Origin of the sequence: Rhodoferax sp. AJA081-3, from assembly GCF_017798165.1 — a bacterium.
Lineage (GTDB): Bacteria > Pseudomonadota > Gammaproteobacteria > Burkholderiales > Burkholderiaceae_C > Allorhodoferax.
Window position 1 is genome coordinate 2,327,069 of sequence record NZ_CP059068.1, and the last position, 18,673, is coordinate 2,345,741.

Below are 18,673 nucleotides of genomic sequence, written 5' to 3' on the forward strand. Positions count from 1 at the left end.
GCTTCTGTGTGCTGACAACCATTTACTGCGACCTTCCCAAGAACGAGCTTTTTTGTCCACCACGCGGGTCTGGCACCACCTTGCAGCCCTGCCCCGCTTGCAGCAGAGTATCGCAGTAGCCAGCGGTGTTTTTTTGCTCTTTGAACCCGGTCACGAATACGCGGTACCAGGCCTCTCCGGCCTGGGCCCCACCGTCTATGTGGTCCAGGTGGGCGGCGCGGATCCAGGGTTTGGCGGCATCACCACCTGCACCAGTGCCGCCGGTGTACCGCGCATCCAGGTCACGCCACAGGGGCAAGAGGCTGCTGCGGTGGAACACACCTGGCAGCTCTACCTCCCACTGGCCAATGGCGTTTGAGGGGGTCAGCGCATCCGCCAGCAGCACCGGCCTGCCATCCACCGGGCCCACCCGCAGGTCGCCGGCAAAGGTGGTCTGCAGGTGTTTGCCTGGCGCAAATTCGTAGGCCGCTTCGTTCAGTACGGCGCCCAGGCCCAGGGCGTACGACAGGTTGGCATAGGCACGCAGCAGTTCGGCCTTGGCGCGCTGGGTTTCGTCCGCGCTGCGCTGGTAGTTCTTGCGGCTTTCCAGTAAGCCGGACTGGTCAATGGCGCCCACCGCAAAGGCATTGCTGCCGATCTTGAAAATATTGAGAGCAGACCGTGTTACGGCTTTTTGTGCCTCCAGCCGACGGCCGGTGGTCTTTAGATTGGCCAGTGCACCCTCCACATCGCGCACCGCCTGCAGCACGGTCTTGCCATAGGTTTCCACCATCTCTTCGTAGTAGGACTGGGCAAAGGCCTGTTCGCCACGCTTCACCCCGGCGTCAAAGATGGACATGACCAGGGCCGCGGCCGTGCTGACCAGAAAGCTCTGCGGCTGGAACAGGCTGGCCACGCTTGCGCCGCTGAAGCCCACCTGGGTAGACAGGTCGATCGCCGGCAACAGACGGGCACGGGCTATGTCGATGTTGGCATTGGCCGCACGCATGCGGGCTTCCATCATGCGGATATCGGGCCGGCCAAGCAGCAGGGCCGATGGCAGACCGGTTTGCACTGCGGGCAGTTGCAAGGCGTCCAAGCCTTTTTCGGACAGCACGAGGTGACCGGGCAAGGCGCCAACCTGGCGCGAGATGGTATTGCGCAGGTCTTCCCGCTGGTTTTCCAGGCCGGGCAAGACCACCTGCTGGCTGAACAACACCGCACGTTGCTGCTCCAGGTCGTCCGCGGTGGCATCGCCCAGCGCCATGCGTTTTTCCACATTGCGCAGTATGTCCGCGGCCACGGCCTCGTTCTCCCGGGCGATCAGCATGCTGTCGCTGACCGACAGGTAGGCAATGTAGGCGTTGACCAGGGCACCGATGGTATTGCGCTGCACGTTTTCACGCTCGTGCACGGCGCGCACCAGTTGCATGTCAGCCGAGTCCACCAGCGCACGTTGCTCGCCCCAGACATCCACGCGGAAGGTGCCCGCCAGGCCCGCCTGCGAATTTTGCTGCGATTCGGTGTTGCTGCCCTGGCTTTGCACCACGGCACGCACCGGCGCGGTCAGGCTGGGCCAGCGGCCGGCGCGGGCCTGGTCGGCGCGGATTTTGGCCTGCACCACCTGCAGCGTGGCGACCCGCAGGTCGGCGTTATGGGCCAATGCGCGGTCCACCAGGCGGTTCAACTCTTCGCTGCCGTACTGCGTCCACCAGTCTGCTCGCACCGCGGCAGGTGCGGTGGCAACTGGTGCCCCTTGTTCGCTGGCCAAGGCATTGCGGTAGGTGCTGGGAATGGGAAAGGTATTGGCATCCACCTTGGGGCCAGTGCTCTCACAGCCCGTCAACACACACAGCGCCGTTACAGCACCCCATGCAGCCCAACGGCGCCCTGAAACCTGCGAACGGTGCGTGGATGTGCGGGATTTCATTTACGGCTCCCTCAAGGACTCTTTGGCGGCTTTGGTCAGCGGCCACAGCAAATACGACAACACCGAACGCTTGCCCACCATGATCTCGGCGGTCAGCGTCATGCCCGGCAGCAAGGCGGCATTGGGCGGCATGTCTTGCAGTTTGGCGCCGCCCAGTGTGATGCGCCCCCCGTAGTAGGCGTCCAAGCCGGCCTGGGCCACGTTGTCCCGGCGGAAGGCGTCCTGGCTCACGGTGCGCAGTGATCCGTCGAGGGTGCCGTGCTTCTGGAACGGATAAGCATCGATCTTGACGTTGGCCTTGGAACCAATCTTGATGTAACCCACATCCAGCGAGTCGATCTGCACATCGGCTTCCAAGGTCTCGCTGATGGGCACCAGCGTGAAGAAGGGCTCTGCCTCTTTGACAATTGAGCCGGCGGACAGCTTGGCTACCTCCAGCACCACAGCATCCGCCGGGGCGGTCAGAATCACCCTGCTCTGGCGCAAATTGGCTTTTTGCAACTGGTCGCTGACGGCGTCCCGCTCGCGGGACACGGCCAGCATCTCTTCCAGCATCTTTTGCCGCCAGCCGGTCTCATACGCGGCCTTCTCAGCCTCCAGCGCCGAGAGTTCCCGGCGGATCTCAATCTGGCGGTTGCGCGCCAGCTCGGTGCCCCGCTCAGCTTCCATCAGGCGGTCACGCACATCCAGCAGGCGGCTTTTCACCGCCAATTGTTTGCTGACCAGGTCCGCGGTCATGACCTCCATTTCTTTCAGGCCTTTGACCCGCGCCTGCTGGCCTTCTTCGTCGCGCCGTGCGGTCTCCAATGACGAGCGCAGTTTGGCAATTGACTCCGTTTGCCGCCGAATCTGCGACTGGTAACTGGACTGCCGCTCTTTGGACAAGCGCGACTGAATCTTGCTGTCGGGTGACTCCGCGCCGGGACGCTCCATACGTTCACCCGAGAGTTCCGCATCCAGGCTGGCCCATTGGGTGTTCAGGCTGTCGAGCTTGCTCTTGAGTTGGGAACCATCAGCGGCGGCAAAGGTGGGGTCCAGCGTGGCCAGGCGGTCACCCTTGCGCACCACCTGACCGGCCCGCACATCGATGGTCTGCACAATCGAGGTCTCCAGCGGCTGGACCACGATGTTGGGCAATGGTGTCACCAGGCGTCCCCGTGCCGTGACGATCAGATCAACCTCGGATATCCAGGCCCAGGCAAAAAAGCTCAGCAGCGCGCCAACCAACAAGTGCACGGTGATGCGGGCCATGGGCGGCAACGGGCGCCGCTCGATCTCGTCGGCGTCCGGCAGGAAGTCAATGGCGGTCTTGTCAGACCCGCCCTTGCTCTGCGCTACAGGTGGCTTGTCTGCTGATGCCATAGTTGTTGGTAGGTTTGACTCTTGGCGAGCAACTCTTCGTGGCGGCCGCTGTCGGCCAGTTTGCCCTGCTGCATCACCAAAATGGCGTCGGCATTGACCAAAGTGGACAAGCGGTGCGAGATCATGATGACGGTACGGCCTACGGCGATCTTGCCCAGATTGCGGATGAAAATGGCTTCACTCTCGGGGTCCAGCGCACTGGCGGCTTCGTCCAGGATCAACACGCGGGGCTTGAGCAACAGTGATCGGGCAATAGACAACCTCTGCTTCTGGCCGCCACTCAAGTTGGACGCGTTTTCTTCGAGTATGGTGTCGTAGCCCTGAGGCAGGCGTTCCACAAATTCGTCGGCACCGGCCATCTGCGCGGCGATGACAATTTCTTCGAACGAGGCGCTGGGTTTGGCGATGGAGATGTTGTCGCGCACGGAGCCGCGAAACAAGAAGTTCTCCTGCATCACGATGCCGACCTGGCGGCGCAAATGCGCCAATTCAATCTCGCGCGCATCCACACCGTCGAACCGCACAATACCTTCAGCGACCGGGTACATACCCTGGATGATCTTGGTTAGCGTGGACTTGCCGGAGCCGCTGCGCCCCACAATGCCGACCACCGTGCCGGCCTTGATGGTGAACGTGGTCTTGTCCAGTGCTGCCACATTGGCGCCGGGGTAACGGAAGGTCACGTCGTCAAAACTGATTTCCCCCGTCAAGGTCGGCCGCAGACCAGCACCACCGCCACGGCCCTCTGACGGACGGTTCATGACCTCACCCAGAATACGCACCGACACTGCGGTCTGCTGGTAGTCGTTGATCAGGCCGACGATTTGTGTCAGCGGGCCCATGACCCGGCTGGAGAACATTTGGAAAGCAATCAGCGCACCCACAGTCAGGGTCTGGTCGAACACACCCTGTGCGCCAACCACAATGACCACGATGGGCAACAACTTGCCCAGGAATTCCGTCATCGCATTGCCGGTCATTGCGGTCTTGGCCACACGGAAGTGCGAGGTAATGGTTTGCGCGGACAACTGGTCCCAGGCGCGGCGCTGGGCCGGCTCAATTGCCAGGCCCTTGACGGTACGCATGCCGTGGATGGTCTCCACAAGCAAAGCCTGGCGGGCGCCTTCGGCAGCATTCAGTGTGTCCAGCTGGCGCCGGTAGGTAGGCAGCAGGCCGGCAATGATGAGCGCAATCAGCATGGCAAACACCAGCACGATGGAACCCAGCTTGACCGAATACGAAAACAGCAGGGGCACGTAGATCAGCAGGGTCAGCGTGTCCAGACAGGTAAAGAACAGACGCCCAGTCAGGAAGCCGCGTATGGCCTCCAACTGCTGCATGACACGCGCCACCACACCAGCCGAGGTACTGTCAAAGTAGTCAATGGGCAACGACAGCAGGTGGCCGAACGCGCGCCGGGTGATCTGCATGTCAATCTTGTTGGTGGCCGAGAGCAGCAGCAGCTGGCGCACATAGGAGAACACCGTCTCAAAACCCAGCGCCACCAGAATGCCGGCCGCCAACACCCACAATGTGGAGACACTCTGGTGCACCAACACCTTGTCGATCACCAACTGGAAAAAGATGGGCGACGCCATGGACAAGATGCTGAGCGCCACGGCGGCAATGGCAATGTCCCTAAAGGCGGTCTTCTGCTTCAGGATCTCCGGGATAAACCAGCGGAAGCTGAAGGGCTGCTTGGGGTCGGTCAGCGCATGGGTGTGTTTGAGCAGGATGACCTGCCCACTCCAGTTGTCGGTGAAGACATCCTTGTTCAGGTAGTGGACCGAAGCCTTGGGAATCAGCGGGTTGAGGACTGCAACCTCGCCCTCGGCGCCATCCCCCCCGGCACGCACACCCACAATGATGACCGCCTTGCCATCCTTCAGCAGGCCGATGAAGGGAAACACGCCTTCCTGCGCAAACAGGCCTTTCCAGGTCAGTTTTGCCAGTTGGCCTTTGAGCCCGATACCGGCCGCCATGCGGATCACCAAGGCTGGGCGCGGCTCTTCGTCGGGCAGGGCATGCTCTTCAATCAAGCGCTCAGGGTTGACCTGCAGGCCATGGTGCTGCGCAATGGCAGTGAGGCACTGCACAACAGAATGTGATTTTTGCTCAGCCATTGCAGAGAGGAGCTTTCGGGGACAACGCCAGTGGAATCCAGTTGAGACCCGCTCATGGTCCCACGTTCACCCCGCACTTAAACTACAAAAAGGCCGTGGATCAGGTCTTATTTTCGTGAGCGGCGGTCCACACCTTGGCTCTGCGTTCGGCTTCAGCCAGCTGTGCAGCGCCCAGACCTTGGCGGGCCCGCGCGCGATTGGCTGCGGCCGCCTTGTCGCCCCGCTGCGCGGCGAGTTCGAACCATTTGCAGGCCTCGATGGGGTCGAGTGCCGCACCCTCGCCGGTTGCATAGGCAAGCCCAATGCGCGACTGGGCTGCTGCCACGCCCCCTTCCGCGGCCTGCAGCATGAGTGCGAACGCCTTGGCCTCGTCTTTGGCCACCCCTAAACCCAGGCGGTGGGCCTGGCCCAAGTTGAACAAGGCTTCCAGATCACCCTGCTCTGCTGCCAGGGTCCACCACTGCACGGCGCGGTCATGCTTATTGGCGCGGGCAAACAATGCGCCCAGCGTGGCGCTGGCCGGTGCAAACCCAGCATTGGCGGCGCGTTTGCACAGTTGCGTCGCCTTTTTGGCGTCAGCTTCCACACCCGCAATGCCGGTGGCATACAACTCGCCCAGATTCCACTGGGCCTGTGGCAGGTTCTGCGCTGCGGCCTTTTCAAACCAGATGAAAGCGCGGGCCATGTCTTTCTTGACGCCTTTACCCGAGGCATAACAACCAGCCAGCGCACACTGCGCTTCGGCATCCCCCTGCTGTGCCGCCAGGTCGTACCAGCGACAGGCGTCGAACCAGTTTTGCGCGACGGCGTCGCCGTGTGCATAACGGTCGCCCATGGCGCGCTGCGCTTGGGGCTGCCCCCCCGCTGCCGCGCGGGAAATCGCTTCCTGCGCAATCGCTGCGGCATCCTTTTTCAGCATTTGGGCCAAGGCGTACTGCGCAGTCGACAATCCTTGCGCCGCCGCGTTGGCGTAACCGGTCAGGGCACCGACACGGTCCTGCGCTACGCCCTGGCCCTGGAGATGCAACTCTGCCAGCGCAGCCTGCGCGCCGGCGTGTCCTTGCGCCGCGGCGCGTTCATACCATTGGGCAGCCAGACCCCATTCAGCAGACTCCAGGCCCTGGGCCAATGCAAATTGCGCGTCCGCGTGCCCGGCTTCGGCAGCCTTTTTGTACCAGGCTCGGGCCTGTTTCGTATTTTTCTCGACGGCAACACCCTGTTCGAACATCACGCCCAGGTGGAAAAAGTCATCGCTACGGCCATGTGCTGCATATTTGATCCAGCGTGCATCCCCGGTTCGGCGCTCGCGGGCTGGCGGGCGACTCTTGCCGGTGCTTTCGGATCGACCATCACCCGCCGCATCCATCCCTTCCAGGGCCAGCTGTGCTCCGGGATGGCCCTGTGCAGCCGCCTCGCGGTACCACTGCCGTGCCACCGCCACATTTCGGGCCACACCGGATCCCAGCGCGTGAAGGCCGCCCAATGCAAACTGCGCCGCAGCCAAGCCCTGCTCTGCGGCGCGCTGGTACCAGCCCAGTGCCAAACGCGTATCTTGCTCGGTGCCAAGCCCCGTGGCATACGCCTCGGCAACCAGGAGCTGCGCATCGGCCAAGCCGCGTTCTGCGGCCTCCAGTGCAAATTGCAGTGCAAGGCCGGGCTGGCCGGTGCCCAATACCTTGGCGAGTTTCAGCGCCGCCTTTTCATTGCCATGTTCGTAGGATTTGCTGAACCAGAAGAGCGCCTTTTGTTCATCCTTGGCTGTCCCCAAACCGCCGGAATACGCACTGCCCAAAAGATATTGCGCGGCAACGTGGCCTTTGTCGGCGGCCGCTTTAGTCCAGGCAAAGGCCTGGGCCACATTTTTACCAGTGCCCACGCCGGTGGCGTACATGAGCGCCACATCGTATTGGGCCGCTGGATCTCCAATGCGGGCCTCTTTCAGGCGCCGCGTGAAATTGCGCTTGTCGCTCGCGCTATCGCTCATACGGGCTCTGCCAAAGTCTGTCGGGGAGCTAGTTCGGTAACAAGGTCTTGCAGGCGCACTTCCAGATCACGGACAAACAATGGGGTATCGAACAACACGCCAGTTTCCCGTACCGTTGCCAGTTTGGTGCGCAAGGCGGCGCAGCGCTGGGGATCATTGGCCAGGGCAAGGGCCAGTGCCTCATAGTCGGCCAAGTTGTAGGTGATCAGTTCGGGCAAGCCGGCAGCTGTCAGCAGCGCCCCCGCCATGCGGGCACCAAAGGAGCGGCCTGTGTAGGTGACCAGCGGGCAACCCATCCACAAACAGTCGTTGGCTGTCGTGCCGGCGTTGAAGGGGAAGGTGTCCAGGAACAGATCGGCCACCAAATACCGCGCCAGATAGTTCTCTGGCGAGACCCGTGTGGCAAACACCAGGCGCTCGGGCGCAAAACCCTGGTCTTCAGCCACCTTGCGCAGGTTCTTCTCGGCCGACGGGTTGTCGGCCAGCAACCACAAGACACTGCCCGGTACCTGCTTCAACAGCGAGAGCCAGACGGCAAACACTTCGGGCGTGTATTTGTAGCTGTTGTTGAAGGAACAAAACACAAAGCCTTGCTCGGGCAAACCACAGCTGGCCCGGCTAGGGCGTGGACCGTGTACCCGTTTACGGTCACTCACCTGGTACACGTGGGGCATGTACAGAGGCTTCTCAGAATAAAACTGGGCCTCAGACCGGGGAATCAGAAACTCATCTGCAATCACATAATCAACACTGGGCAGTCCGGTGGTGGCAGGCAAGCCCAAATAGGTGATCTGGATAGGCGCTGGACGGTATCCCAAGATATTGGCACGTGCACCAGAGGTCTGGCCCTGCAAGTCCACCAGGATGTCGATCTCATGGGATCGGATCAGGCGCGCTGCGTCTTCATCACTGAGCTGGTGGATAGTAAAGAAATGGTCCATGGCCTGCTTGACCCGCTGGCGGGTCGCGGAGCCGTCTTCCGGGCTCCAACAGAAGCCGTAGACTTCAAACAGGTCTCGGTTGTGCAGCTCAAACATCTGCACTGTCAGTAGTGAAACCGGATGCAGGCAAAAATCGGACGAGCAGTAGGCAATGCGCAGTTTCTTATGGCCGTAGTTTTGCCTTTGTGTCAGCTGCGGTAGATTTTTGGCCAATTTGGCTTCTACAAACAGCTCCGCGGCATGTAACTGGTCACGCGGATCATCTGACACACTCAACATGGCCAGGGCAGAAGTGGCTTCGTGCATTGCCTCTTTGCTAACACCAGGTACATCCGCGTACACGGGCCAGGCACATTGCTTTTGCCGCATAAATACCCAATGGTGCAGTACATCGGGTTGGTCCGAATCGAGCAACAGGCTTTGCGTCAGGTAGGCTTCGGCTTCCGGAAACTGCTTTTTGGCCTCCAGAACCCGCCCCAGGTGGTTCATCGCCAGTTGCACCAGCGGCCGGGTCGCATCATCCCGCGGGCAATTGCCAACAATCCATTGCCACTCGGCCATGGCCGCGTCCACCTGTCCAGCGCGCTCCAACAACAAGCCGAGGTTAAGACGCGGTTGCGCAAAAGCGGGGGCGATGGCTATAGCCCGGCGATACGCGGCGTCGGCACCCGCTGTATCGCCCAATGTATTGAGGGTCGCGCCGAGGTTGAAGTTGACCGCATGCGCATAGGGTGAGGGGTTGCGATTCAGCCATGTCTGGTAGAGCAGCGCTGCCAAAGGTTGCAGCCCCGCGCTCTCCAGCCGGGATGTGTAGTCGATTAACTCGACGAAAGGAAGCTTGCCCTCCCAGGCCAGCAAGACTGTTGCACCATAGCTTTCAGCAATTTCCATCCGTTTGCGTCCCCAGACTGACCAAAACCTCGCCTCATCCAGACCCTGAAGGGTCCGGATGGCCGTGCGCTATCTAGCTCGACGCGAGTATATCGGTGTCTGGTTTGCGCTGAATGTTGGTATTCAGGCTTGTCGCAACGTGTCCGGAAGTAGCCCCTGCACCAGGGAGAAGCGGTTGACCATTGGCGTCAAACTGCTTCATAGCATCGACCATGCCGGTTACTGCTGGTGCCGCCGCGACTGCATGGATAGCTGCCTTTGGCGTGCCGGCCAGAGATTCGCCCGCCGTTGTTTCAGACACACCCTTGTTGCCGTAGGCTGCCATTGCGTCAACCAAACTGCCCACTTGTGCGCGCATTTGGTCGGACGCAGTCTCTGCCACCGGAGGAGCGCTCACCGCTGCAATATTTGCTGGCGGCAATTGCAAACCAACAGGCTGCGCCGGGGTGTTCGCAGCACCTGTTACCGGCGCGGCGCTACTGGTCTGGAACCAGACGTCTGCCATGTCGTGGACACCACCATCTGCGGTGGTGTAGTTGGACACCAATCCAATCAGGTTGCCGTTGTCGGTGGCGGTCGACGTTTGCGCGTTCAAACCAAGCTCTGTGATTCCCAGCGAACCCAGGCTGTGCAGCTCAGATTCCTGGCTTACGCCATCACCATCGTCCACCCACACCATGAGATCTGCAAAGCCCGCGTCGTCCGCACCGATAGCGCCATCACCATTGGTATCCATTTCGGCAAGGGCCTGGTAACCATTGGTTGCCTTGTCGCCGCTGGCCAGGTTTGTACCCTCGCCGAACAACTCCGTTCCGCCATTGATGGAGCCATCACGGTTACGGTCCAGAACCAGCAGACCATCACCGCCGGCTACCCAGCCCGTCGTGACGTTCTGGTTGACGCCAAAGATGTCGAACTGCACACCATTTGCAATGCTCTGCGTCGTTATGCCATTGCCATTCAAATCCAGAACAATGGGTGTACCGAGTTGCAGATGCGGTGTTTGGTCTGTCGTCAGCGCTCCGATCTGTTGCGAAGACAAAGCCTCGACCTGTTTGGTGGTCAGTGCCGCAATCTGATCAGTTGTCAGCGCAACAATCTGATTCGTTGTCAGGCCTTGTTGCACCTGAGCCGTGGTCAGCACCGCTACGTCACGTGTTTCGAGTGCCGCCGTGCCATCCGTGGTAAACGCAGCGACTTGACTGGTCCTGAGGGCAGCGACTTGGTCTGTGCGCAGTGCCACCACTTGATCCGTAGTCAACGCAGAGATACCTGCGGTGGTAACGGCGGCAACGCCGGACGTGGTGAGTGCAGCAATCTGTGAGGTCGTCAAGCCTTTGCTCACCTGATCCGTCGTCAAGGCTGCAATGTTTGCCGAGGTCAATACGGCCACATCACGCGTCTCAATCGCCGCCACCTGGTCTGTCGTCAGCGCTGCAACCTGGTTGGTTTTCAGTGCAACCACCTGGTCGGTGCGCAAGGCCACAACCTGGTCGGTCGTCAGGCCTTTGCTGACCTGATTGGTGCTCAGCGCAGCGATGCTGGCGGTAGTCAGGGCCGCTACGTCGCGGGTTTCCATCGCAGCAATGCCGTCTGTCGTCAATGCTGCCACCTGGTTGGTCTTGAGCGCTGCTACCTGGTCGGTGCGCAAGGCCACGACTTGGTCCGTGGTCAAGGCCGCCATGCCTGCCGTCGTCAAGGCTCCAGCACCAGCGGTCGTCAAGGCCGCTATTTGGTCTGTCGTCAGGCCCTTGCTCACCTGGTCGGTTGTCAAGGCACCAATGCCGGCTGTTGTCAGCGCTGCGACATCCAGCGTCTCCATCGCAGCAACCTGGTCTGTCGTCAGGGCTGCTACCTGGTTGGTCTTGAGAGCTGCAACCTGATCGGTCCTCAAGGCTACGATCTGGTCAGTTGTAAGGCCCTTGTTGACTTGGCTAGTGGTCAGCGCACCCACACTGGCTGTAGTCAGTGCCGCTATATCGCGGGTTTCAAGTGCGGCAATACCGTCTGTGGTCAGAGCTGCAACTTGGTGGGTCTTCAGAGCCGCAATCTGGTCGGTACGCAAGGCCACGACCTGATCCGTGGTGAGTGCCGCCATACCCGCCGTGGTCAGTGCTCCGGCACCGGCCGTTGTCAGGGCCGCCACCTTGGTCTGTGGTCATGCCCTTACTGATCTGGTTGGTGCTCAGCGCCGCAATGCTGGCTGTGGTCAGGGCCGCTACGTCGCGGGTTTCCATCGCAGCAATGCCGTCTGTCGTCAACGCTGCTACCTGGTTGGTCTTGAGGGCTGCTACCTGATCAGTGCGCAGGGCAACAACCTGGTCTGTGGTCAGCGCTGCCACACCCGATGTGGTCAAGGCGGTCACGCCGGCCGTTGTCAGGGCCGCTACCTGGTCCGTGGTCAGGCCTTTGCTGATCTGGTCTGTGGTCAACGCGCCTATGCTGGCCGAGGTCAGGGCCGCTACATCACGCGTCTCCATCGCAGCAACCTGGTCTGTCGTCAGGGCTGCTACCTGGTTGGTCTTCAGTGCAACCACCTGGTCTGTGCGCAACGCAACAACCTGGTCTGTGGTCAGGCCTTTGCTGATCTGGCTGGTAGTCAGTGCGCCAACGCTGGCTGTGGTCAGGGCCGCTATGTCGCGGGTTTCCATCGCAGCAATGCCGTCTGTCGTCAATGCTGCTACCTGGTTGGTCTTGAGCGCAACCACCTGGTCGGTGCGCAACGCAACAACCTGGTCTGTGGTCAGGGCCGCCATACCCGCCGTGGTCAGTGCTCCGGCACCGGCCGTTGTCAGGGCCGCCACTTGGTCTGTGGTCAAGCCTTTGCTGATCTGGTTGGTGCTCAGCGCCGCAATGCTGGCTGTGGTCAGGGCCGCTACGTCGCGGGTTTCCATCGCAGCAATGCCGTCTGTCGTCAACGCTGCTACCTGGTTGGTCTTGAGGGCTGCTACCTGATCAGTGCGCAGGGCAACAACCTGGTCTGTGGTCAGCGCTGCCACACCCGATGTGGTCAAGGCGGTCACGCCGGCCGTTGTCAGGGCCGCTACCTGGTCCGTGGTCAGGCCTTTGCTGATCTGGTCTGTGGTCAACGCGCCTATGCTGGCCGAGGTCAGGGCCGCTACATCACGCGTCTCCATCGCAGCAACCTGGTCTGTCGTCAGGGCCGCTACCTGGTTGGTCTTCAGTGCAACCACCTGGTCTGTGCGCAACGCAACAACCTGGTCTGTGGTCAGACCTTTGCTGATCTGGCTGGTAGTCAGTGCGCCAACGCTGGCTGTGGTCAGGGCCGCTATGTCGCGGGTTTCCATCGCAGCAATGCCGTCTGTCGTCAATGCTGCTACCTGGTTGGTCTTGAGCGCAACCACCTGGTCGGTGCGCAACGCAACAACCTGGTCTGTGGTCAGGGCCGCCATACCCGCCGTGGTCAGTGCTCCGGCACCGGCCGTTGTCAGGGCCGCCACTTGGTCTGTGGTCAAGCCTTTGCTGATCTGGTTGGTGCTCAGCGCCGCAATGCTGGCTGTGGTCAGGGCCGCTACGTCGCGGGTTTCCATCGCAGCAATGCCGTCTGTCGTCAACGCTGCTACCTGGTTGGTCTTGAGGGCTGCTACCTGATCAGTGCGCAGGGCAACAACCTGGTCTGTGGTCAGCGCTGCCACACCCGATGTGGTCAAGGCGGTCACGCCGGCCGTTGTCAGGGCCGCTACCTGGTCCGTGGTCAGGCCTTTGCTGATCTGGTCTGTGGTCAACGCGCCTATGCTGGCCGAGGTCAGGCCGCTACATCACGCGTCTCCATCGCAGCAACCTGGTCTGTCGTCAGGGCCGCTACCTGGTTGGTCTTCAGTGCAACCACCTGGTCTGTGCGCAACGCAACAACCTGGTCTGTGGTCAGACCTTTGCTGATCTGGCTGGTAGTCAGTGCGCCAACGCTGGCTGTGGTCAGGGCCGCTATGTCGCGGGTTTCCATCGCAGCAATGCCGTCTGTCGTCAATGCTGCTACCTGGTTGGTCTTGAGCGCAACCACCTGGTCGGTGCGCAACGCAACAACCTGGTCTGTGGTCAGGGCCGCCATACCCGCCGTGGTCAGTGCTCCGGCACCGGCCGTTGTCAGGGCCGCCACTTGGTCTGTGGTCAAGCCTTTGCTGATCTGGTTGGTGCTCAGCGCCGCAATGCTGGCTGTGGTCAGGGCCGCTACGTCGCGGGTTTCCATCGCAGCAATGCCGTCTGTCGTCAACGCTGCTACCTGGTTGGTCTTGAGGGCTGCTACCTGATCAGTGCGCAGGGCAACAACCTGGTCTGTGGTCAGCGCTGCCACACCCGATGTGGTCAAGGCGGTCACGCCGGCCGTTGTCAGGGCCGCTACCTGGTCCGTGGTCAGGCCTTTGCTGATCTGGTCTGTGGTCAACGCGCCTATGCTGGCCGAGGTCAGGCCGCTACATCACGCGTCTCCATCGCAGCAACCTGGTCTGTCGTCAGGGCCGCTACCTGGTTGGTCTTCAGTGCAACCACCTGGTCTGTGCGCAACGCAACAACCTGGTCTGTGGTCAGACCTTTGCTGATCTGGCTGGTAGTCAGTGCGCCAACGCTGGCTGTGGTCAGGGCCGCTATGTCGCGGGTTTCCATCGCAGCAATGCCGTCTGTCGTCAATGCTGCTACCTGGTTGGTCTTGAGCGCAACCACCTGGTCGGTGCGCAACGCAACAACCTGGTCTGTGGTCAGGGCCGCCATACCCGCCGTGGTCAGTGCTCCGGCACCGGCCGTTGTCAGGGCCGCCACTTGGTCTGTGGTCAAGCCTTTGCTGATCTGGTTGGTGCTCAGCGCCGCAATGCTGGCTGTGGTCAGGGCCGCTACGTCGCGGGTTTCCATCGCAGCAATGCCGTCTGTCGTCAACGCTGCTACCTGGTTGGTCTTGAGGGCTGCTACCTGATCAGTGCGCAGGGCAACAACCTGGTCTGTGGTCAGCGCTGCCACACCCGATGTGGTCAAGGCGGTCACGCCGGCCGTTGTCAGGGCCGCTACCTGGTCCGTGGTCAGGCCTTTGCTGATCTGGTCTGTGGTCAACGCGCCTATGCTGGCCGAGGTCAGGCCGCTACATCACGCGTCTCCATCGCAGCAACCTGGTCTGTCGTCAGGGCCGCTACCTGGTTGGTCTTCAGTGCAACCACCTGGTCTGTGCGCAACGCAACAACCTGGTCTGTGGTCAGGCCTTTGCTGATCTGGCTGGTAGTCAGTGCGCCAACGCTGGCTGTGGTCAGGGCCGCTATGTCGCGGGTTTCCATCGCAGCAATGCCGTCTGTCGTCAATGCTGCTACCTGGTTGGTCTTGAGCGCAACCACCTGGTCGGTGCGCAACGCAACAACCTGGTCTGTGGTCAGGGCCGCCATACCCGCCGTGGTCAGTGCTCCGGCACCGGCCGTTGTCAGGGCCGCCACTTGGTCTGTGGTCAAGCCTTTGCTGATCTGGTTGGTGCTCAGCGCCGCAATGCTGGCTGTGGTCAGGGCCGCTACGTCGCGGGTTTCCATCGCAGCAATGCCGTCTGTCGTCAACGCTGCTACCTGGTTGGTCTTGAGGGCTGCTACCTGATCAGTGCGCAGGGCAACAACCTGGTCTGTGGTCAGCGCTGCCACACCCGATGTGGTCAAGGCGGTCACGCCGGCCGTTGTCAGGGCCGCTACCTGGTCCGTGGTCAGGCCTTTGCTGATCTGGTCTGTGGTCAACGCGCCTATGCTGGCCGAGGTCAGGGCCGCTACATCACGCGTCTCCATCGCAGCAACCTGGTCTGTCGTCAGGGCCGCTACCTGGTTGGTCTTCAGTGCAACCACCTGGTCTGTGCGCAACGCAACAACCTGGTCTGTGGTCAGGCCTTTGCTGATCTGGTCTGTACTGAGGGCGGCCAAACCAGTAGTGGTGAGTGCAGCGACATCACGGGTTTCCATGGCCGCAACGCCGTCCGTTGTAAGAGCCGCAAGTTGGTTGGTTTTCAGGGCCGCAACCTGGTCTGTGCGCAGGGCCACGACCTGGTCTGTGGTCAAGGCCGCCATACCCGCCGTGGTCAACGCTCCAGCACCAGCCGTCGTCAATGCAGCTACCTGGTCTGTGGTCAGGCCCTTGCTCACTTGGTCAGTGGTCAAGGCGCCAACGCTACCGGTCGTCAACGCAGCAACATCACGGGTCTCCAGCGCTGCAACCTGGTCTGTAGTCAGGGAGGCAACCTGATTGGTCTTGAGAGCCGCCACCTGATCTGTACGCAGGGCAACCACCTGATCTGTGGTCAGCCCCTTGCTGAGCTGGTTGGTGGTCAGAGCACCCACGCCGGCTGTTGTCAGCGCAGCTACGTCGCGGGTTTCCAAAGCCGCGACACCGTCTGTCGTCAATGCTGCAATCTGGTTGGTTTTCAACGCGACCACTTGGTCGGTGCGCAGTGCAACAACCTGGTCTGTGGTCAGGGCCGCCATACCCGCCGTGGTCAGTGCTCCGGCACCGACCGTCGTCAGGGCCGCCACTTGGTCTGTGGTCAGGCCTTTGCTGATCTGGTCGGTAGTCAGTGCACCAATGCTGGCCGTGGTCAGGGCCGCTACGTCGCGGGTTTCCATCGCCGCGACGCCGTCTGTCGTCAATGCCGCAACCTGGCTAGTCTTCAGCGCTGCGACCTGGTCGGTCCGCAAGGCCACGACTTGGTCTGTAGTCAAGGCCGCAATGCCTGCTGTAGTCAACGCTCCGGCGCCCGCCGTCGTCAAGGCGGCTACCTGGTCGGTGGTCAGGCCTTTGCTAATCTGGTTGGTGGTCAATGCGCCTATGCTGGCTGTGGTCAGGGCCGCTACATCGCGGGTTTCCATCGCAGCGATGCCGTCTGTCGTGATGGCCGCAACCTGGTTGGTCTTGAGGGCTGCTACCTGGTCGGTGCGCAATGCAACAACCTGGTCTGTCGTTAGGCCTTTGCTGACTTGGTCTGTACTGAGGGCACCTATGCCAGCGGTCGTGATAGCCGCAACATCCCGCGTCTCCATAGCGGCTACGCCGTCTGTTGTCAAAGCTGCAATCTGGTTGGTCTTCAGGGCCACCACCTGGTCTGTGCGCAAGGCCACAACTTGGTCTGTTGTCAGCGAGGCTATTCCGGCGGTGGTGAGTGCAGATGCCTCTGCCGTTGTCAGAGCGGCAATTTGGTCAGTCGTCAGACCTTTGCTGACTTGGTTGGTCGTCAAGGCGCTTACGCCCGCCGTAGTCAAGGCCGCGATATCCCGCGTCTCCATGGCTGCGGTGCCATCCGTCGTAAATGCAGCGACTTGATTGGTCCTCAACGCAGCAACCTGGTCGGTACGCAGGGCCACGACTTGGTCAGTAGTCAAGGCCGCAATGCCCGCCGTAGTGACCGCCGCTACGCCTGCAGTCGTCAACGCGGCAACTTGGTCTGTGGTCAGGCCCTTGCTCACTTGGTCAGTGGTCAAGGCGCCAACGCTACCGGTCGTCAACGCAGCAACATCACGGGTCTCCAGCGCTGCAACCTGGTCTGTAGTCAGGGAGGCAACCTGATTGGTCTTGAGAGCCGCCACCTGATCTGTACGCAGGGCAACCACCTGATCTGTGGTCAGCCCCTTGCTGAGCTGGTTGGTGGTCAGAGCACCCACGCCGGCTGTTGTCAGCGCAGCTACGTCGCGGGTTTCCAAAGCCGCGACACCGTCTGTCGTCAATGCTGCAATCTGGTTGGTCTTCAAAGCCACCACCTGATCCGTGCGCAGGGCAACAACCTGGTCTGTGGTCAAGGCCGCAATGCTCGCTGTCGTCAACGCGCCAGCGCCTGCAGTGGTCAAGGCGGCGACCTGGTCTGTCGTCAGGCCCTTGCTCACCTGGTCAGTGGTCAGGGCACCAATGCCGGCCGTCGTGAGCGCTGCAATGTCTCGGGTTTCCATCGCAGCAATGCCGTCAGTTGTCAGTGCCGTGACCTGGCTAGTCTTCAGCACTGCGACCTGGTCAGTCCGCAAGGCCACGACCTGGTCTGTGGTCAGCGCCGCAATACCGGAGGTTGACAAGGCTGTCACCCCAGCAGTTGTCATGGCTGCGACCTGGGAAGTGGTCAGGCCTTTACTCACCTGGTCGGTGGTCAACGCACCAATACCGGCGGAAGTCAGAGCCGCTACATCACGGGTCTCCAGTGCAGCGACTTGATCGGTTGTCAGAGACGCGACTTGGTTGGTCTTCAAGGCTGCAGCCTGGTCTGTGCGCAAAGCAACCACCTGATCTGTCGTCAGGCCTTTTCCGACCTGGTCGGTGCTGAGGGCGCCTATACCGGCGGTTGTTATAGCCGCAACATCTCGGGTTTCCATCGCAGCGATGCCGTCTGTCGTCAAAGCCGCAATCTGGTTGGTCTTGAGAGCAACAACCTGGTCTGTGCGCAAGGCGACGACCTGGTCTGTCGTCAGAGAGGCAATTCCGGCTGTGGTCAAAGCTCCGGCACCAGCCGTTGTCAACGCGGCTATCTGGTCGGTCGTCAGGCCTTTGCTGATCTGGTTGGTACTCAGGGCGGCGATGCTGGCTGTGGTCAACGCGGCAACATCGCGGGTTTCCATCGCGGCAACACCGTCTGTTGTCAGCGCCGCAACCTGGTTGGTCTTGAGAGCAACAACCTGGTCTGTGCGCAGGGCGACCACCTGATCCGTCGTCAGCGCCGCAATACTTGCCGTTGTCATTGCGCCGGCACCGGCCGTAGTCAAGGCCGCAATCTGGTCTGTCGTCAGGCCCTTGCTCACCTGGTCGGTGGTTAGCGCACCAATGCTCGCCGTAGTCAGCGCAGCAACATCACGGGTCTCCAGCGCTGCAACCTGGTCTGTTGTCAAAGAGGAGACTTGACTAGTCTTGAGGGCAGCAGTCTGGTCTGTGCGCAACGCCACCACTTGGTCTGTGGTCAACCCCTTGCTAATCTGGCTGGTAGTCAAGGCGCCAATACTGGCGGTAGTCAGCGCTGCTACATCGCGGGTTTCCATGGCGGCAATGCCATCGGTGGTCAATGCGACTATTTGACTGGTTTTCAGCGATGCGACCTGATCAGTTCTCAGCGCAACAACCTGATCGGTCGTTAACGCGGCCACGTCCTTGGTGTTCAATGCGGCGATGAACTTGGTCTGCAGCGAAGCAAACTGGTCCGTAGTGAATGCTCGCACCTGGTCCGTCGTGAGTGCTAGGTAGTCCGACGTGGCCAAGCTATTCAGTTGGGTTGTCGTCAATACAGCGATATTCGCTGTGCTCATTCCCAGGAACGGTGAGGCCATGAAAAGTTCTCCTACAAGTTGCCGTACCTAAAGGGGATAGGTCAGCCCAGCAAATCCACTAACGGAATACCAGTATCCAAGAACTATCGGCAAAATTTTTACAAAATTAAACAACTTGTCAGTGCCATTTCCGGCGTTTTGCGCGCCCCCGTTTTTCCAGCTCGGGAAAGAACCGAGGGAAAACCCTATGCCTAGATTCCGCT

Annotated in this window: 10 protein-coding genes; all 10 read right to left on the reverse strand. The window is 61.0% G+C overall.

The genetic code is table 11. The features are described from left to right. Positions 1–22 precede the first annotated feature (22 nt). The gene (locus tag HZ993_RS10880) at positions 23–1,909 is read right to left on the reverse strand and encodes an efflux transporter outer membrane subunit (protein ID WP_209397833.1); all 1,887 of its coding nucleotides are present in this window, start codon (positions 1,907–1,909) and stop codon (positions 23–25) included. After that, positions 1,910–3,271, reverse strand: a complete 1,362-nt coding sequence (locus HZ993_RS10885) for an HlyD family type I secretion periplasmic adaptor subunit (RefSeq protein ID WP_209397835.1) — start codon at positions 3,269–3,271, stop codon at positions 1,910–1,912. It abuts the gene before it with no gap. Next, positions 3,244–5,394 (reverse strand): peptidase domain-containing ABC transporter, encoded by a 2,151-nt coding sequence (locus HZ993_RS10890; RefSeq protein WP_209397837.1) that lies wholly within the window; start codon positions 5,392–5,394, stop codon positions 3,244–3,246. The genes HZ993_RS10885 and HZ993_RS10890 overlap by 28 nt, the downstream gene beginning before the upstream one ends. A gap of 100 nt (positions 5,395–5,494) precedes the next feature. Further along, the gene (locus tag HZ993_RS10895) at positions 5,495–7,378 is read right to left on the reverse strand and encodes an SEL1-like repeat protein (protein WP_209397839.1); all 1,884 of its coding nucleotides are present in this window, start codon (positions 7,376–7,378) and stop codon (positions 5,495–5,497) included. After that, complete coding sequence (locus HZ993_RS10900; RefSeq protein WP_209397841.1) at positions 7,375–9,210, reverse strand: acetylglucosamine transferase; 1,836 nt, start codon at positions 9,208–9,210, stop codon at positions 7,375–7,377. Before HZ993_RS10900 ends, HZ993_RS10895 begins: the two co-directional genes overlap by 4 nt. A gap of 73 nt (positions 9,211–9,283) precedes the next feature. Further along, positions 9,284–11,308 (reverse strand): hypothetical protein, encoded by a 2,025-nt coding sequence (locus HZ993_RS10905; RefSeq protein WP_245213974.1) that lies wholly within the window; start codon positions 11,306–11,308, stop codon positions 9,284–9,286. Then, positions 11,199–12,956, reverse strand: a complete 1,758-nt coding sequence (locus tag HZ993_RS24400) for a hypothetical protein (protein WP_245213908.1) — start codon at positions 12,954–12,956, stop codon at positions 11,199–11,201. Before HZ993_RS24400 ends, HZ993_RS10905 begins: the two co-directional genes overlap by 110 nt. Positions 12,957–12,976: 20 nt before the next feature. Further along, positions 12,977–13,612 (reverse strand): hypothetical protein, encoded by a 636-nt coding sequence (locus HZ993_RS10910; protein ID WP_209397845.1) that lies wholly within the window; start codon positions 13,610–13,612, stop codon positions 12,977–12,979. A 20-nt stretch (positions 13,613–13,632) separates the two neighbouring features. Next, positions 13,633–14,268, reverse strand: a complete 636-nt coding sequence (locus HZ993_RS10915; protein ID WP_209397845.1) for a hypothetical protein — start codon at positions 14,266–14,268, stop codon at positions 13,633–13,635. A 20-nt stretch (positions 14,269–14,288) separates the two neighbouring features. Next, positions 14,289–18,470, reverse strand: a complete 4,182-nt coding sequence (locus HZ993_RS10920; protein ID WP_209397847.1) for a heme utilization protein — start codon at positions 18,468–18,470, stop codon at positions 14,289–14,291. Positions 18,471–18,673 lie beyond the last annotated feature (203 nt).